The sequence below is a fragment of the Microbulbifer sp. VAAF005 genome (assembly GCF_030012985.1).
Lineage (GTDB): Bacteria > Pseudomonadota > Gammaproteobacteria > Pseudomonadales > Cellvibrionaceae > Microbulbifer.
In genome coordinates, this window is the sequence record NZ_CP120233.1 from 617973 (window position 1) to 633435 (window position 15463).

The 15463-nt window shown below is 41.6% G+C and carries 13 protein-coding genes; 4 read left to right on the forward strand and 9 right to left on the reverse strand.

Annotated elements, in window-relative coordinates; all coding sequences use genetic code 11:
• Positions 1-162: 162 nt before the first annotated feature.
• The 6 genes from P0078_RS02640 to P0078_RS02665 form a co-directional block, all read right to left on the reverse strand.
• Entirely contained in the window at positions 163-1707 is a 1545-nt protein-coding gene (locus tag P0078_RS02640) for a hypothetical protein (protein WP_282932927.1), read from the reverse strand.
• A gap of 600 nt (positions 1708-2307) precedes the next feature.
• Positions 2308-2451: a transposase gene (locus P0078_RS02645; protein WP_282932928.1), complete on the reverse strand. Its 144-nt coding sequence runs from the start codon at positions 2449-2451 to the stop codon at positions 2308-2310.
• A gap of 48 nt (positions 2452-2499) precedes the next feature.
• Positions 2500-3093 (reverse strand): hypothetical protein, encoded by a 594-nt coding sequence (locus P0078_RS02650; protein WP_282932929.1) that lies wholly within the window; start codon positions 3091-3093, stop codon positions 2500-2502.
• 284 nt (positions 3094-3377) lie between these two features.
• Positions 3378-3635, reverse strand: a complete 258-nt coding sequence (locus tag P0078_RS02655; RefSeq protein WP_282932930.1) for a transposase — start codon at positions 3633-3635, stop codon at positions 3378-3380.
• A gap of 795 nt (positions 3636-4430) precedes the next feature.
• The gene (locus P0078_RS02660; protein WP_282932931.1) at positions 4431-7301 is read right to left on the reverse strand and encodes a DUF3859 domain-containing protein; all 2871 of its coding nucleotides are present in this window, start codon (positions 7299-7301) and stop codon (positions 4431-4433) included.
• Positions 7302-7307: 6 nt separating this feature from the next.
• On the reverse strand, positions 7308-7853 hold the full coding sequence (locus P0078_RS02665; protein ID WP_282932932.1) for a hypothetical protein: 546 nt from the start codon (positions 7851-7853) through the stop codon (positions 7308-7310).
• Between the two features lie 815 nt (positions 7854-8668).
• Between P0078_RS02665 and P0078_RS02670 the strand changes: the two genes are divergently transcribed.
• Positions 8669-8890: a hypothetical protein gene (locus P0078_RS02670; RefSeq protein ID WP_282932933.1), complete on the forward strand. Its 222-nt coding sequence runs from the start codon at positions 8669-8671 to the stop codon at positions 8888-8890.
• Between the two features lie 1646 nt (positions 8891-10536).
• Here P0078_RS02670 and P0078_RS02675 read toward each other — a convergent pair.
• A complete protein-coding gene (locus P0078_RS02675) occupies positions 10537-11133 on the reverse strand; it encodes a hypothetical protein (RefSeq protein WP_282932934.1) in 597 nt (198 codons plus the stop codon).
• 191 nt (positions 11134-11324) lie between these two features.
• Between P0078_RS02675 and P0078_RS02680 the strand changes: the two genes are divergently transcribed.
• Positions 11325-11519: a hypothetical protein gene (locus tag P0078_RS02680; protein WP_282932935.1), complete on the forward strand. Its 195-nt coding sequence runs from the start codon at positions 11325-11327 to the stop codon at positions 11517-11519.
• A gap of 114 nt (positions 11520-11633) precedes the next feature.
• Positions 11634-11876 (forward strand): hypothetical protein, encoded by a 243-nt coding sequence (locus P0078_RS02685; RefSeq protein ID WP_282932936.1) that lies wholly within the window; start codon positions 11634-11636, stop codon positions 11874-11876.
• 514 nt (positions 11877-12390) lie between these two features.
• Here the strand turns inward: P0078_RS02685 and P0078_RS02690 are convergent.
• Complete coding sequence (locus P0078_RS02690; RefSeq protein ID WP_282932937.1) at positions 12391-12882, reverse strand: hypothetical protein; 492 nt, start codon at positions 12880-12882, stop codon at positions 12391-12393.
• A 988-nt stretch (positions 12883-13870) separates the two neighbouring features.
• Positions 13871-14278 carry a hypothetical protein gene (locus tag P0078_RS02695; protein ID WP_282932938.1) on the reverse strand — a complete coding sequence of 136 codons (408 nt, stop codon included), beginning with the start codon at positions 14276-14278 and terminating at the stop codon, positions 13871-13873.
• Positions 14279-14554: 276 nt separating this feature from the next.
• On the opposite strand from P0078_RS02695, the gene P0078_RS02700 reads away from it, so the two are divergent.
• Complete coding sequence (locus P0078_RS02700; protein ID WP_282932939.1) at positions 14555-15391, forward strand: transposase; 837 nt, start codon at positions 14555-14557, stop codon at positions 15389-15391.
• Positions 15392-15463 lie beyond the last annotated feature (72 nt).

The window sequence follows — 15463 nt, forward strand, 5'->3', positions numbered from 1 at the left end:
CAAAAAATCAGATACCCCCCTTTAAAGCCACAAGGAACTTACCCCTAGATAGTGGGGCGCTTACAAAGCAACCCCACACACATATAGGAGTACAGAAAAGGAACTTATAACGTTCCATCAAATACAGCTAATGTCACTCTTTGTACCCGACAAACTCAAATATCAAAGGGTACTCCAGACAAGCTCTCCATCGATAAACTTAAAGTGCTGGCCTGCATCAGGGTTAAACACAGGAATCGTATACCCTGTGGGACAACCATAGCTCTCCAACTTATCTGAATCTATACTTTTACCAAATAATTCTATCTTTGATATCATTTTACAGGAAGCGAAAAATGCATTTAACATTGGCCATTGGGTATCAGATCCTGCATCACCTATAATCAACGGAAATTCGCTATTACCCTCAGGCAGGCCATATATTCCACTCATACCAATTGAAAATTCATAGGGTGTTAAATTCTCATATGTCACAGCGGCAACAATCGCACATGAATTATTTGCCTCAACCCTCATTTCATTCTCACCAATAAATGAGCCATCATATATATGCGAGAATGTTCCAGTCACCTCTCCCTGATATCTCCATTTATACTCAAAACCACTCCAACCTTTATCAAAAAGTTCAACTGTAGCAGGTCTCCCATTAAGCCCGAGTACAATACCTGACGTTTCATTAACTACATTTTCTGCAATAAAATACCCAGAACCATACTCTTCGCCCTTTCGATAATTTAACATGTCAACGGTTTTATCGATTTCAAAAGCATCTATAATTGTATTTTGCTGCAAGCTGCTCTTTAGGCTTTCAGTATCAATGGGGCTTAATGTAGTTTCGCCATCCATGATTATAGCGCCATCAAAAGTTGAATATACGATATGATCATTTTCAACCGGAATAAAAAATGTTATATCAGAATTTGCAATAGGAATATAGGTAGGCTCCTCAGAAACAACTATTACCTGAGAAATGTTTCCATTATCCTCAGAGTGCAAATTTTCAACTGCAGACCCTGTCAATAAATAATTCGCATCTGGGGAATAGTACAGCCCCCCATCTGCCATTGTTAACAACCCACCGTTATATGATGTCACAACCTCAACAGTCTTTGATGAATTCTCAATAAACTCTGCCCCAGACCAGCTTATAATATCTTCAATAGACTCTAGTGAATAGATATCTCCTTCAGTCGTCTGAGTAATGATTTTACCATTAACAGAACCGATAAATTTCAAACCGCCATGACTGAAAGAGAACACGATGCCAGATGAGTCAAAAACATCAATACTTGTACCACCATAAGAGCTTCTTTTTTGGATTATTACCTTTTCTTCACCTTCAACTTCTACAACATATGGTTTTTCAGAAAAATCATCATAGCTCCCCACATTACCTAATGATACAGTATCACCACCGCCTGCCATATTTAATCCATCAGGACTATAAAATACGTCACCATTCTTTAGTACTGAAACGACTCCAGCCTCACCCAGTGCGGAAATCCCATAGAAATATTCACCTGGCTCCAACATCTGTACAGAGCCAGCTCCCCGCAAATATTGAGGAGCAACAGAAAAGTTAACTCCACAATTATTTACACTACCAAGAACACCGCCATTATACTCAGCCAATACCTGGTCATAAGTTGTAGCGTGAACACCCGACGCCAAGAAAGGGAGTAAAATGCTGAAGAGTGACTTTTTCATATTAACCTATATTTACCATCTTAACTTAGGATATCCTTACCTAGTGGTAAGAGTCGTGAAGAAATAAAACAACTTACCTAAAACCAACTGATCCACATGGCTTTAGCTATTTTTATTCTCGCGCCATTATAAACTTGCATCTATACTTTACGGAAGTGGAGTTTTAGCTATTTTTTATTCAACCATCAAAATAAGCGAACCTATTTTTAAAATCTTACTCTCCCAGTAAACATTCCCACATATGAGTCTATAAAATGAAACATAAGTGTTAGGCGAACCAGAAAAATATTAGAAAACTCAAAGATAAGTGATCGAAACTAGAACATGAAATAAGCTGCAGGTCTGCATTACCACCATAAACCTATCAGAACTAATTCCTAGATTCTCACAACAATCGGCACGCTTGGTGATAGCATAGGGTGCTGGTTAGCTTTTGATCCTACCCATCAACAACGAGGCTGTAGAAAAATAGTTTTAGAAGAAGCTGTCACTCTTCAGGTTCCTCCAACTAGAATTTTGTCCTTAATTTATACTCAATCAGTGGATACTGCAATATCCCATCAACTTTTCAATGTTCTGTACCAAGTAGAACATCTGCCATTACCCCTGAACCTTACTTTTTCTTCGCGCCGAGAAGCGATTCAATCGCTTATTGGTACCAGTGTTCCCAAACATTGACTCGGCAATAGACATTCGATGCCCATAAATGGTCTTGCCTTCGATACTATCAACCCGCTTTTTCATCCAGTCAGTGGCTGTCCGTCCGTTTTCCAGTCCGTCCGTTTGTCCAAGTTAGGGATACTTGCCTTCCATGTCCTTTTCGAGAGTCGGCAGAATCTGGGTTTCGCATGCACTGATTTTTAAGGCTGCATTTCCTGCAGTCAGTGAGGCGCCCTTCGAACAATAGTTTTTCTTACCTTCACTGACATTCTCTTCTTTTAACAAGAGCATGGATTTTTCTGCCGGACAGATGCAGGCTTTCTCTTTTTTGTTGAATGTAAACTCACTAGCTGGGATAGTCTGCTGGACATTATCCCTGCGTTTTTGTTTGCGCATGCCATACTTGGCTTTTTGCTTAGCAAAAGCTTTATCACGTGAACGTAATTTATTATCAGGGATGTAGGTATTAATACCGTTTTCTCGCAGGTAGTCGTAGTTAGCATCGTTACAGAATCCAGTATCAACAGTAATGATGGCCTGCTTAGTCAATATGTCTTCATCGATTCCTATACGCTGATAATGACAACTGATGCCATCGAGAATAGGCTTCGGTGTATGATGTTCTTGCACCTCAACAATGGCCTGTGCCTCAACGACTATCTGATGCTTCCTATCAACTGCGGCAACACCGTTATAGCCCTGGATGGTTCCCATGCTGGTAGTCATATTAGCTGACCTATTGTACGTGATATTACTTTTTACTTATGTAGGGTTCTTGCCCTGCCCCACCCTGAGGAGTGATTCTTTAAGAACTGATCAATTTTATCGAAGTTTTTCTGTAGAGTATCCGCCGCTTTAGCTACCGCTTGCTTTCGGTCTTATTCTTTAGGTTTCCTGCCATCGAACCTCTTTGAGGCAATGTTTGATCTTCTTGCGAATTTTTCCTGCTTCTTTTTCAGCTCTTTAGAAGTCCCCGAATGTTCTTTGCTGTATTGGATGGCATCTTGCATCTATCTATTGTGAAATAGTTCGTTGCCAAGCAGCCCCTGCTGATCGCAGACCAGTAACACTTGCTCAAATACTGAGTCAATCACATCAGGATAACTGCTTACGAAATTCGTAACACTAGTAAAGTGCGGAACGGCATCGCATGACAGTGCTTTGAAGAGGGTGTTGCTCTTACTTTGCCATTGAATTTCACCGCCTGAGGTAATGCCTTTTGAGTAAGGAAACAATATGATTTTCAGTAGAATAACCGGATCATACACGACTCATCCGCCGCTATTATTTTAATATTTTTTATGGAAGACAGAGAGGACGATGTGATCATCAATCAGATGATAAAGTGTAAGCTCGAAGGTTTCAGGCTGTAGTTGTCCTTTGAAATTGATGACAACCATTACATCTTGGTTTTAATCTTAATGTCTGAAATTGGGCATATGGATAATCTCGACATCAAGACCTCCATCTTAACAAAAAAGCTAACCTTTAAGAGTTTCCCTACAGTCTGAACACGGCTCGCACTTCTCTCTAAACTTTGAATGTCCTGAATTCATGCCAACCCATCCTCAAACGACTAGGCATCTCACCAAAACACTGGCTATACCTAAACAAAACTTTGAAAGTTGCTTGAAAGGTTTAGTGGGATCAGTGGAGACAGTACAGCAAGCCTGTATCCAGCTCAATAAACGCTGGGTACACAGTATAGGTTACTACCGACGCTTCCTATCTGCAGCATCCTGCTAATTACCACCCAATCTATCGCTACTTTTCCTCACGGCTTGTATCCAAACCACGATTATCCAACCCCTAGTAGATTTTCTCAGTCTTTCACTACACCTTAACACTAATCCAGAAAGAGATAGTCGCTAGAGTTGGCACTAACAATACCGCTCGCAATTTTCCAATCAAAGAAGAAAAGTCGTTAAGACGGCGCCAGCGTCTCAGCTAGCACCTCTCCTTCAATTTATGGGCATCCTGAATTGTCAGCCTGTAATGCTATTTGGCTGACACAGAGTTCCGAACACCCTCCCCTTCTATAAACGCGTATCGGGCGGGACATCTTAGAGTTCAGGAAAATAAGTTTGAAAAGTTTTTTCAAACAATTTCTTTCCATCAATATTAAACCCCTCGATTATCCACTCCCCCTCAACCATCTCGTAATCATAATCCAATACATAATAATACCCCGATTTTCGGTTTAGCTTAGGAAAGGACATGCTTTGAGTCGAGTTAGTTATCTCACCGACTGGTGTAGACAAATTGGGAGTAGTCCATTTTATCCGAGCAACAGCATATGTATTTTGATCATCTTTTGAACTCGACCTAAGGGTATAATTAACACCGAAACGCATATCCTTTCGAATTGGAATGCGATTCGTAGACTTCTTTAGGGTGTATGGATATTTTTCTCCATAAAATTCACCAAACTCAATTGATGCAAGCTCTGGATATAGTTGTTCAAAGCCGATACTCTTGTAGTATTGACCGACCCTTTCAAGCTGACCTTTTGAAAAAGAAACCCTATCAATAACCTCTGCCATAATTTCTATCTTCTTGCTCCAGAATTCTTCTTCTAGACGTTCAAGCTGATTTCTAGATAGGTTTTTATTACTCAAATCCTTCTCTGAAAATATTTTTTCAATACAGGCGTCTAGATTCTTTTTTACCCCCTCCCCGAAGCACTGATATTTGGCTACATCCAAGTAGGCCAGATGCGAGCCTAATGCTTCTGCCTTCTCAAATAGCTCATAAATTTCCGCCTTAGTTTTTCCTGAGATAATTCCCTCACCATAAAGCTTCGCTAAAGCATAAGCTGCCTTCCCGTTTCCTTGCCCAGCCGATTCTTGAAACCAATAATTGGCTTTTTTAGAATCTAGCTTAGCATTCAAATAATGATCCCCAAGTCTATACTGAGACTCATCATGCCCTAGCTGAGCCGATTTATTAAGATAAACCAAGGCCTTATTACTATCTGGAGATGTCCAGGCGCCCTGGCGGTATGAATTACTTAAAAACAATAAATCATCTGCTAGAATGTTCGCGGCTTTCTCGCCTTTAGCTTTAATAGAGAGTTTCCTGCGAAGAAAATCATCAATATAGGCATATTGGTGATATTCGCCGTTCCAATTAGAATGCCCATGTCCTACGCCATTGTAGGGAACAAACTCAATGTCAGATTTCAATTTCTGCATTAAATACCGCATTCTATTGGCTTGTTCAAAACCTGATATATCGTCTTCTTTACCCGCAATAATCAAAGTAGGAACACTTATATGATTAGCTAGGCGAAATGGTGAGTTCCTCGCTAGGGATTCATCCATTTCTCCAACAGTTCTGGAAACTGACTCCAGATAACCTTCCTGCATTTTCAAGTTACTGGCATTAAAAAGTAAAGGCAGATCATAAACACCATACATAGAAATAACACAGTCATACTCTTCAGGCTGTTTGATCGCCAACATCATCGAAGAATAACCGCCGTAACTTGTGCCAATAGTGCAGGTATTCTGAAAACTATATTCCTGCTTAGCCGTCGCAACAGCAGACATAACGTCATCCTCGATCAACCTTCCCCACTGACCAACGGCTTCTTTATTGAATTTTTTCCCAAAACCAATAGATCCACGGAAATTTACTTGAAGAACTGTATAACCGCGGTTAGCAAGAAACTGAACTTCTGGATTATAAAATTGATATTCTCGAACACCAATTGGCCCCCCATGAGGGTACACTAATAAAACACCATTACTATGTTTTGGGGGCGTGATGATAGATTCTATTATTTCACCATCACTTGAGCGCGATGCTAATGAAAAAGAAGGAGCCAAGTCCTTACCATCGAATTCCGGATACAACTGATAAAGATGTCTAGCTTCCAAATTTTCAGTATCAAACAGATAGTAAGATCCTGGATCATCGGAGGCAAACACATAAGCTAAGCTTTTATTGTGTTCCGGACTCCTATCAATAATTGCAACTTGCTTTCCAGGAAGTGCCTTATGAAACTTACCTTGTAAATCCTTGTATGCAGACTCAAAATATTCGGTCACCAGCCTTCCATGGTCAAAAAATGATACTGATGACAAGTTATTTTCTAGATCAAATAAGGCATTGACTAGATCATATTTTGGATGCTGATATAGTACATCTGAAAATTCTTTGTCCTTGATGTTATACTTGTAAAGGGATACCTTATCCGAGGTTGCATTACTTAATACAGCCAACACCTCCTCATCAAAATAACCCACCGGCCGAAACGTTTCAGACAAGTTAGTAGAAGAGTATAGTTGTTCCCATTTCTTTTCTCCTTCTGGAAGATGCCACACTATTATTAAGTCATCCTCTAGAGTTGTAGCTATCAAAGCATTGCTAGCTGCATCCCACGAATAGTTAATTACGTTTTTTAGAGACTTCTTAAACAATGTAGCTTTAGATAACTTCCCATGCACAAGCTGCTGAGTTGATACAATATGTACTTGATAATAATCACCCATTTTCTTGGAGAAAAGCAGTTTATTCTTTTGTTTTACCAGAGGGTCAACCAGCGCACCCTTTTCTTTAATATATAAAATATTAAAGTCGGGCTTTACACCTGAAAAATCAAAATAAACAAATCCATGCTTCAACTCCTTTATGATCTTATTAAAATATTTAAAATATACTGTTGACTCATCAACCCAATAATAGTCATTAAGGACTAGCTGACCGGTATCAAATAGCAATATTGGATATTCTTCATTTCCCTTTGTATCCACCAATGCCAAATAATTTTTTGTTTTATTCATATGCCCCAGAAGGTACCGCGCATCAGGCCCTAGCTTTAAGGAAAGCACTTCAGGGTTGCGAAAAAACAAATTTGCAGGCAAAGTTTCTGCAATACTGACAGAAGAAAATCCGATTAGGAATACCAATAGAAGCAAGCACACCCTCATAATTTACTACTCCCCTTGTGTTTGCGCGACAATTTCAAAGAAATCATCTTTTCCTGGTCCAGCATACTGGATGTTTTTAATTTTTATAAGTTCTGGGAAACTCTCCTCGAGAAACTCTAGCGCTTCGGTGGAACGGTTTTCAAGTTCTATGCGAGCTCGGAACTGGAAAAGACTTTGATCGACTGCCAAATGACCAACATAGCTAATAACACCTGGGTTAATCTGAAAAGACCAATATTCCTCATCCAAATCGTAAGAAAAAGCATAACCCAGAAAAATTTTATCAAACCTGTATTCACCAGCCGGAGCTTTAAATAGAATATAATTACTACCCGAATGAAGATTCTCTCTGGAGAGGAAAAAATGCTTAGCTCCCTTTATTTTGATCTTGTCTAGATTAAAATTGGTATCTATCGCAACCAAAAGAAAACCTTCATCAAGATCCAGGCTGTTATTCTGTCCATCAACAATAGGTTTTACTGGGGTAATACAGCCACTGAGTTGAAAGAGCAACCATATACATATAATCAATCTAAAATTATTTATTTTCATACAAAACCTATTTTATACCCACCTTCATTCTCCATTCCTGAATAATTTTTCAGCAAATCAGCTTATATCAGGATGACCAAACGCATACAAAACTTAGCTCAGAGAACCAGGCAATGGTGCTTTGATCGCAGTCGAACCGCGAAGCGCCCGCCCAGGAAACCCTGTTTAAAAATCACAATATTGATGAGGGGCCGCTGATGCATTCAACACTCCGCCCGTTGCGACTATTACCCCCAACACTAGCAGGCGTTCTTACTCAACCATTCCATCGGCACCCAATAGCTACCCACACTGCCCGATAAAGGAGCACTCTATCCTTAAATTCGATCAATCCGACTTGTCACAGTATTATGGTTCAGGGGACCTCCTCTCTTTTTCTTATCCTTTAGCGCCTTCTGGCCACTCCCGGTTGCAGGATCATCCCCACTCCTAGAGCGCCCATTCAGCTTCGTTCCTGTCTCATAGCCTTAGGGCAAGCAACTCATAGGAGCAATGCCACCAACGGATTATTCATCACATAGCTGTAACCATTCAAGCTCTGGCTATCCTTCGGATTCAAAATAATCAGGTCCGGTGAGAAGAAACGGCCAATACGGTAATCGTATGCCTTGATACGTGTTCAAATCAGTTTTTTAGTTATTCGGGTGAAAATGGCCGGTGAAGCCCTGATCGGTTACGTAAGGCTGCAACCTCAGGTAGCCCCTGCTCTGACCTAAGACAGAACTGCCTTGCAAATTTCTATCCCCGGCCTGTCAGTTGGCATCAACAATAATGATAATGCTGCTCAGTCGATTTTTAACAGAATGCTCTGTTGAATGAATGGCTTCGTTTTCACGAGCAACTACCAGGTAGCCGCCGTGGGTGGTGCGTTCATTGGTCGAACTGCTAGTAGTAATTTCTTAGTAGTTTCCGACATAGAGCGCGGTGGTAACGCTACCCTCCTCTGCCTCTATCCTGCAATACGCATCAATACCGGTGTCACAATAGTGCTCAGTGACTATGCCATTACGTTTACTAGGGTTATCTTGGTTGTGTAGCTGCCGCCCACCACTTAGGCCATTGATGGCTGGTGGTCAGGCTGCCGCATTGTCGTGGACCAAGCTGCGGCTTTCCTGGCGGTACCTCTTGTCGTAACTGCATGCTAGTGAGCCTCGCTGTTAAGATTACTCCAGGCTCTGTAGCAGTGGTCGATGGAATGGATCCGGCCCGACTGCCGCCAAATGACACCACCGTACCATTAACTGGGAGAACGATCCCGATTGAGACCACACCACCTCTGGGCTGTAAAGCTATCTAGTACGACCTTGATTTGGTTTCATCCTAATCGGAATCAATTTTAGGTTGAATTCGTACTATAGAACCAAGTCCACCACTTACGAAACCAGAAACACCGCTCTAAGGGGTATTGAAAATCTCTTCTGCAGCTATGCGCTTTCCATATAGGAAGATCATATCTTCCCCTTCATCGTTGAAATAAAGATAAGTTACACTCTGATTAATGAAAACTTTTCCGCTCCTTCATCAAGCCAAATAGCTACATCTCTACCCTCAGAAGCTGGTACTAACAACACGGCTCGTACCTCTCTAATCTATGGGTATCCTAGATTAAGGTGTCATTACTTTTTATCAAAATCTTTCAAGATCTTCCGCTTAATAAAAACATACAAATGATAAGCAATAACTATAAACCCAACTTTAAAGCCCATCTGAATTGAGCTGATTAGCTTTTGATTCTCTGAATTAAAAAAAGTAAATATAAATAAGCTATGACATTCGTTAAATCAATCAGTACAACAAGTAAAAATATGACCAACCAATAGCCAGGTAATAACAGCCTATTAAGGTTCATAAATAGCAATCCGCTCTATTCATTCTTGTTATCGTTGTCCAGGCACGAAGACTTTTACTTCCCCCTCTACGGTCATGATATTGTGTAGACGTCAATATATCTATATCCCCTGGGTTATATCTTGTAAAACCCCCGCCCTGTAGGAAATGCCACAATAACGGTCTCATAAAAAACTATTGAATTATTCATTCGCTCAACATCGTCTGACGAATAGCGCCAAATGTATTACCTTACTTGATAAATTTTATACTTAGAACACTCCTGGCTTGCCTTTGCATAATCCTCCACTGCATGGTTAGCCACTAACCTATCACTTTAGCGGGTTATCTCCCAGCGATAAGCTGTGCCCCTTTTGACATCATCATCTGAACTGGCAGCAGCAGCCCCCCTCAGGCTGAGACTGATTAGCAGTAGCCACGTCTCCGCCACCACTCTGCCCATCAGCCTGACCTCCGCACCTTCCCCACCACTGCGGCTTCCCTCACCGGCACCAATAATGGCCTCTTGCCCTACGGTTACAGAGGAAATCGATATGCTGCCCCCACTACCTGCTACATCAGTTTTCTATCCTTTACTACGATCAATCCGACTCGCCGCAATATTATGGATTGGGGAACCTCTTCTCTTTTTATGGTTTTTTAATGTTCTCTGCCCACTCTCAGTTGTAGGATCATTCTCAATCTGAGAACGCCCATTCGGCTTCTGCCCAGCCTCATACACGTAACCCGTAGGATCTAATGGATTATTCATCACATAGCTACAGGCATTCAGGCTCTGGCTATCCTGCGGGTCCAAATAACCGAATCTGGGGACATATAATTCACTGTCATTTATTTAGTAAATAATGTTTACACCTGTAGCTTTCCCAGAAAACACCTCCCCCTCAAGATCAACCTGAAACATGGTTAGACTACTATCAACTTTTGGAGCATGTAAGTGGAGGTATTCAGAATCTCTCTCCCACTGATTCTCAACCTCTAATGAGAACGTTGCAAAGCTATCACTGAAAGTAAACTTTAAATGACCAGCATATGTAATCTTTCCTGGCTCAATAGTAAATTTCTTCTCAGGTAGTCTCCTTGGTTTTATATAAGTAACCCCAGGAATGGGGTCAACTAAAATGAACGAGGTGAATTCATAAGCGCCTGCAGAAAGCTCTCGCATTACCACCCTGCCACAAGGGAACTCCCACTGCAAAGGTGCCGGACGGAGAGTACTCTCCTGATTAATAGCAATAGCTTCCTCCGATCTCCCTCCTATCTTTCTATACTTTATGCTCATTTTGGAAGGGCAATTTTCAGTAACAGAAAAAACAGCCACCCCTTTTCCAGACTGTGGATTAAGCACGTAGTCGCGTGGAATATTAAAAGGGAGAGATCCACATGAAGACAAAAATAACAATATAGTAATCAGACTTAGTTTTTTGATCATCGAAATACTCTTCTCTTTTAGTTCATATAAAAGCCGGCTGAATATATTAAAAACTATAAGATGCTATTTACTGGCCATATGAAATCAAATTAACCATAAAGAGAAGGATGAGGTCAAGATAACTTTCTTAATACTTATTAATTTAACTCACAAATAGTACCAATCTGTGGGTGGCTAGAATTGAGTTTGCCGTGAAATCAGAATCTGGCAATGACTGTGAACCCGGTCGCGAGTGGATTGAATATAGGATGCATAATCTGGCTTCAATCTTTGCCCCTGATATCGCAATCTATGCGGTAATGAGTAATCACTACCATATTGTTCTCTATATTGACTCAAATACAGCCAAAACTTGGCTTGATACTGAAGTCATTCATCGCTGGTAGGAGCTTTTTAGTACATCATACTGGCCCAACGCTATATTCAGGGCCACACCCTTGATCACAGTGAGATGAAAAAACTCAAAGAGCTTGTCGCTCTCTGGAGAGAGATGCTGGTTTATGCGCTGCTTAAATGAATCTATCGCTCGCAAGGCCAATGCGGAAGATAACTGTACATGTCGCTTCTGGGAAGGACGCTTTAAGTCTCAAGCTTTGCTTGATGAAAGAGCCCTCGCCGCCTGCATGGCGTATGTCGATCTTAATCCTGTCCGAGCCAAAATGGCAAAAACACCAGAAAGTTCTGACCATACCTCGATTCAACGACGTATTCATGCAGCCACCTCAGGCAAGCAACCCAAATAGCTATTACCACTTGTAGACGATGACTGAATATGCCGAAAGGGCTGCCTTTTCGGCTGGATCACTATTTAGAACTAGTGGACTGGGGTGGCCGACATTTAGATCCTAGAAAATAAGGTTATATTGCTGAAAGCACTCCACTCCCCCTTAATCGACTAGGCATCTCACCAAAACGCTGGCTTTACCTAAATAAAAACTTTGAAAGTCGTTTTAGAGGTTTGGCGGGATCAGTGAAGACAGTAAAGCAGGCGTGTATTCAGCTCGATAAACGCTGGGTACATGGCATCCGTGATTGCCGACGCTACATTTCTTCAGCACCCTGCTGGTTATCCGTCCTCAGCTGCCTTCATTCCTCTTGGTTTTTACCAAAAACCTAACACTTGATCTTTTCATTATGTCTTAGTATCAAGCAAAGAAGAAAAACTCACCAAGAGGGTACTCATATCTCAACTAACCACTTTCCCTCAATTTATAGGTGTCTCAAGTTCGTCGGTTACAGCTTACTGTGTTCCCTGAACTAGCTCTTACGCTCAGCTTCCCTTCTTAAAAAATATCCACCTACCAACCTTTTCAAATCGTAAGTCTGAATGCGCTCAGGACTAAACATAACAACAGTTAGCGAATCGATAACTCCTACCGCTGAAGACTGCTCTACAACCTTTCCGTTTAACAAGAAAATAACTTGTGGAACACTACTATCCCCACCTATCCACTCTCTGCCATCAGCCAGGAGAATTTTATTTTTTGACGAAGTTAAATCTAGGTAAGACTTTTCCCCTAGAGCACCAAGCCCACCTTTAGCTGTTAGCTCCTGCTCAAAAACAAATCGATTTAACAACTTAGCAACATCACTAAACTGAAGATTATTTTCATCTGCAAATGTATCCACAACTTTAACCAGTTCTGGAAGCAAAGATGCATCACTTTCTTTTGTATTTAATAATTCATCTCCTCCCATACTAAAACCAGAGATAATAGTAAAAAAGAAACAACAAATTCTCTTCATCATTATTTAAACCTATCCGTAGGAACAATTGAGGCATCATACCACTTGCTGCAGCAAGTGGTATGGATTAGATACATTGTCAGAATAACAAATAAAAGCAATATTATAGTAAACTCGACCTACGGCGCTCAGAACACTCACTCTCAGCCCCTGAAGCAAACCAACTGCTAGGGATGCGCAATTAAGAAAACTCTACCCCCTAAAGGTCGTCACTTTAAGCACCAAAAATATTGACATAGCAGGGGCCACTGGATCAAATACTGTATAATCATACACTCAGCCAAAGATCGATGCCTTTACCTCGTAGCGCACAATTCTCGCTAGACACTACCCCCTACTACCATTTCGTCTCCCGCTGTTTGCGAAAGGCATTCCTGTGTGGTAGAGATATGGAATCTGGTAATGACTATGAGCATCGCCGTGAGTGAATTGAATCCAGAATGCATAATCTGGCCTCGATCTTTGCCCTTGATATCGCTGCCTATGCAATTATGAGTAACCGCTACCATATCGTACTTTATATCGACAAAGAAAACCGCTGAATTGGCCCGTCGCTACCGTTTTAAAGGTTTGGGGGGATCTGTGGAGACAGTAGAGCAAGCCTGTATACAGCTCAATAAACGCTGGATGCACGGTATAGGCGACTGTCGGCCCCTGCTTTCTGCAGTACCCTGCTGATTATCCCCCTCCTGAGCTGCCTTCGTTCCTTTTGCTTTTTACCTAAAACCTAATTCTTGGCCTTTTCACTACATCTTAGTATCAAGCAAAGGAGAAATAGCCGCCAAGAGTTATCTACAGCTTAGCTAACACCTCCCCCTCAATTCATGGATGTCCAGAATCCTCAGGAATCCTCAGCACTTCTTTCTAATCTTTGGGTGTCTGAATTTATTGGCCGATTCAGCTCGGCACACTAGGCGTCCTAAATTAATTTGCCAAGCGGTATAGGTATTCAGTGCGACCTGAATTTGAATTTACCCTATTAGAAATCAATTTACGGATGAATTCGTACAATAGACTCAAGCCCCCCACTAAAAGCGCCAGAATTACCTCTTTCACCAGCATTGAAAATCCCTTCTGCAATTACATATTTCCCATTTAAGAAGCTCATATCCTCCCCCCCATCTTTTATGTAAAGATAAATTCCATTCTGATCAATGAGAAACTTTTCCGACCCTTCATCAAGGTAAATAGCTGCATCTCTACCCTCCGAGAAAAAAACACCTTGAACTATAATTTTATCCCCATGAAAATCGCTCCCATTCGCGATTAAACTAACTATTGACACGAAGCACTTATCATTTTGACAAGAATCAACTTTAGCTACTGCATTGCAGGATAAGGAAATGGAGATAAAATAAATTACTAAGTGTAAACTAATTACTACATTCTTCATATTCATGGAGCGCTCCAAGCATTTATGTCTTCACTAACCGTAGAAACATGAGTTTTAACGGCTTGTTAGATTTGCAGTCATTATAATATACATTAAAACTAAATTTCTTAAGCCTACCACCTGGCGTGGCAATATAGGCATCGACTCAATGCCCTTACCTCGTAGCGCGCAAGTCTCGTTAACGCCACCCCCGCTACCATTGCGTCTTCCACTGCGTGCGGAGGGCATTTCTGTGTGGTAGAGATATGGAGCCTGGTACGACGCGAGTGGATTGAATCCAGAATGCATAATCTAGCTTCAATCTTTGCCCTTGATATCGCTGCCTATGCAGTTATGAGTAATCACTACCATATCGTACTTTATATCGACAAAGAGAAAGCGCTGAATTGGCCGGATACCGAGGTCATTATCCGTTGGCAGAAACTATTCAAAGCTTCCAATTTGGCCCGTCTCTACCTTCAAGGGGACACTCTCGATCACTGTGAGATGAGAAAACTAAAGGAAATCATCGCTCTATGGCGAGATCGCTTGATGGATCTTAGCTGGTTTATGCGTTGCTTAAACGAGTCTATCGCCCGCCAGGCCAATGCCGAAGATAATTGTACAGGCCGCTTCTGGGAAGGTCGTTTCAAGTCCCAGGCTTTATTAGATGAAAGAGCCCTTGCTGCCTGTATGGCCTATGTCGACCTCAACCCTATCCGTGCCAATATGGCAAAAACACCAGAAGACTCTAATCATACCTCGATCCAACAACGTATTCGTGCAGCAATCTTAGGTGAACAACCCAAAGAACTTCTACCACTTGTAGGTGGAGAGCGCCTAAATATGCCTAAAGGGCTTCCCTTTCAGTTGGGCCACTATTTGGAGCTAGTGGACTGGAGTGGTCGACATCTAGCCCCCAGAAAACGAGGTTATATTGCTGAAAGCACGCCACCCATCCTCAAACGACTAGGCATCTCACCAAAACACTGGCTATACCTCAACAGAAACTTTGAAAGTCGCTTCAAAGGATTGGTGGGATCAGTGGAGACAGTACAACAAGCCTGTATACAGCTCAATAAACGCTGGGTGCACGGTATAGGCGACTGTCGGCGCTTCCTTTCTGCAGCATCCCGCTAGTTACCACCCAATCTATCGATACTTCTCCTCCCGGCTTGTATCCAAACCAAGATTTTCCAACCCCAAGTATAT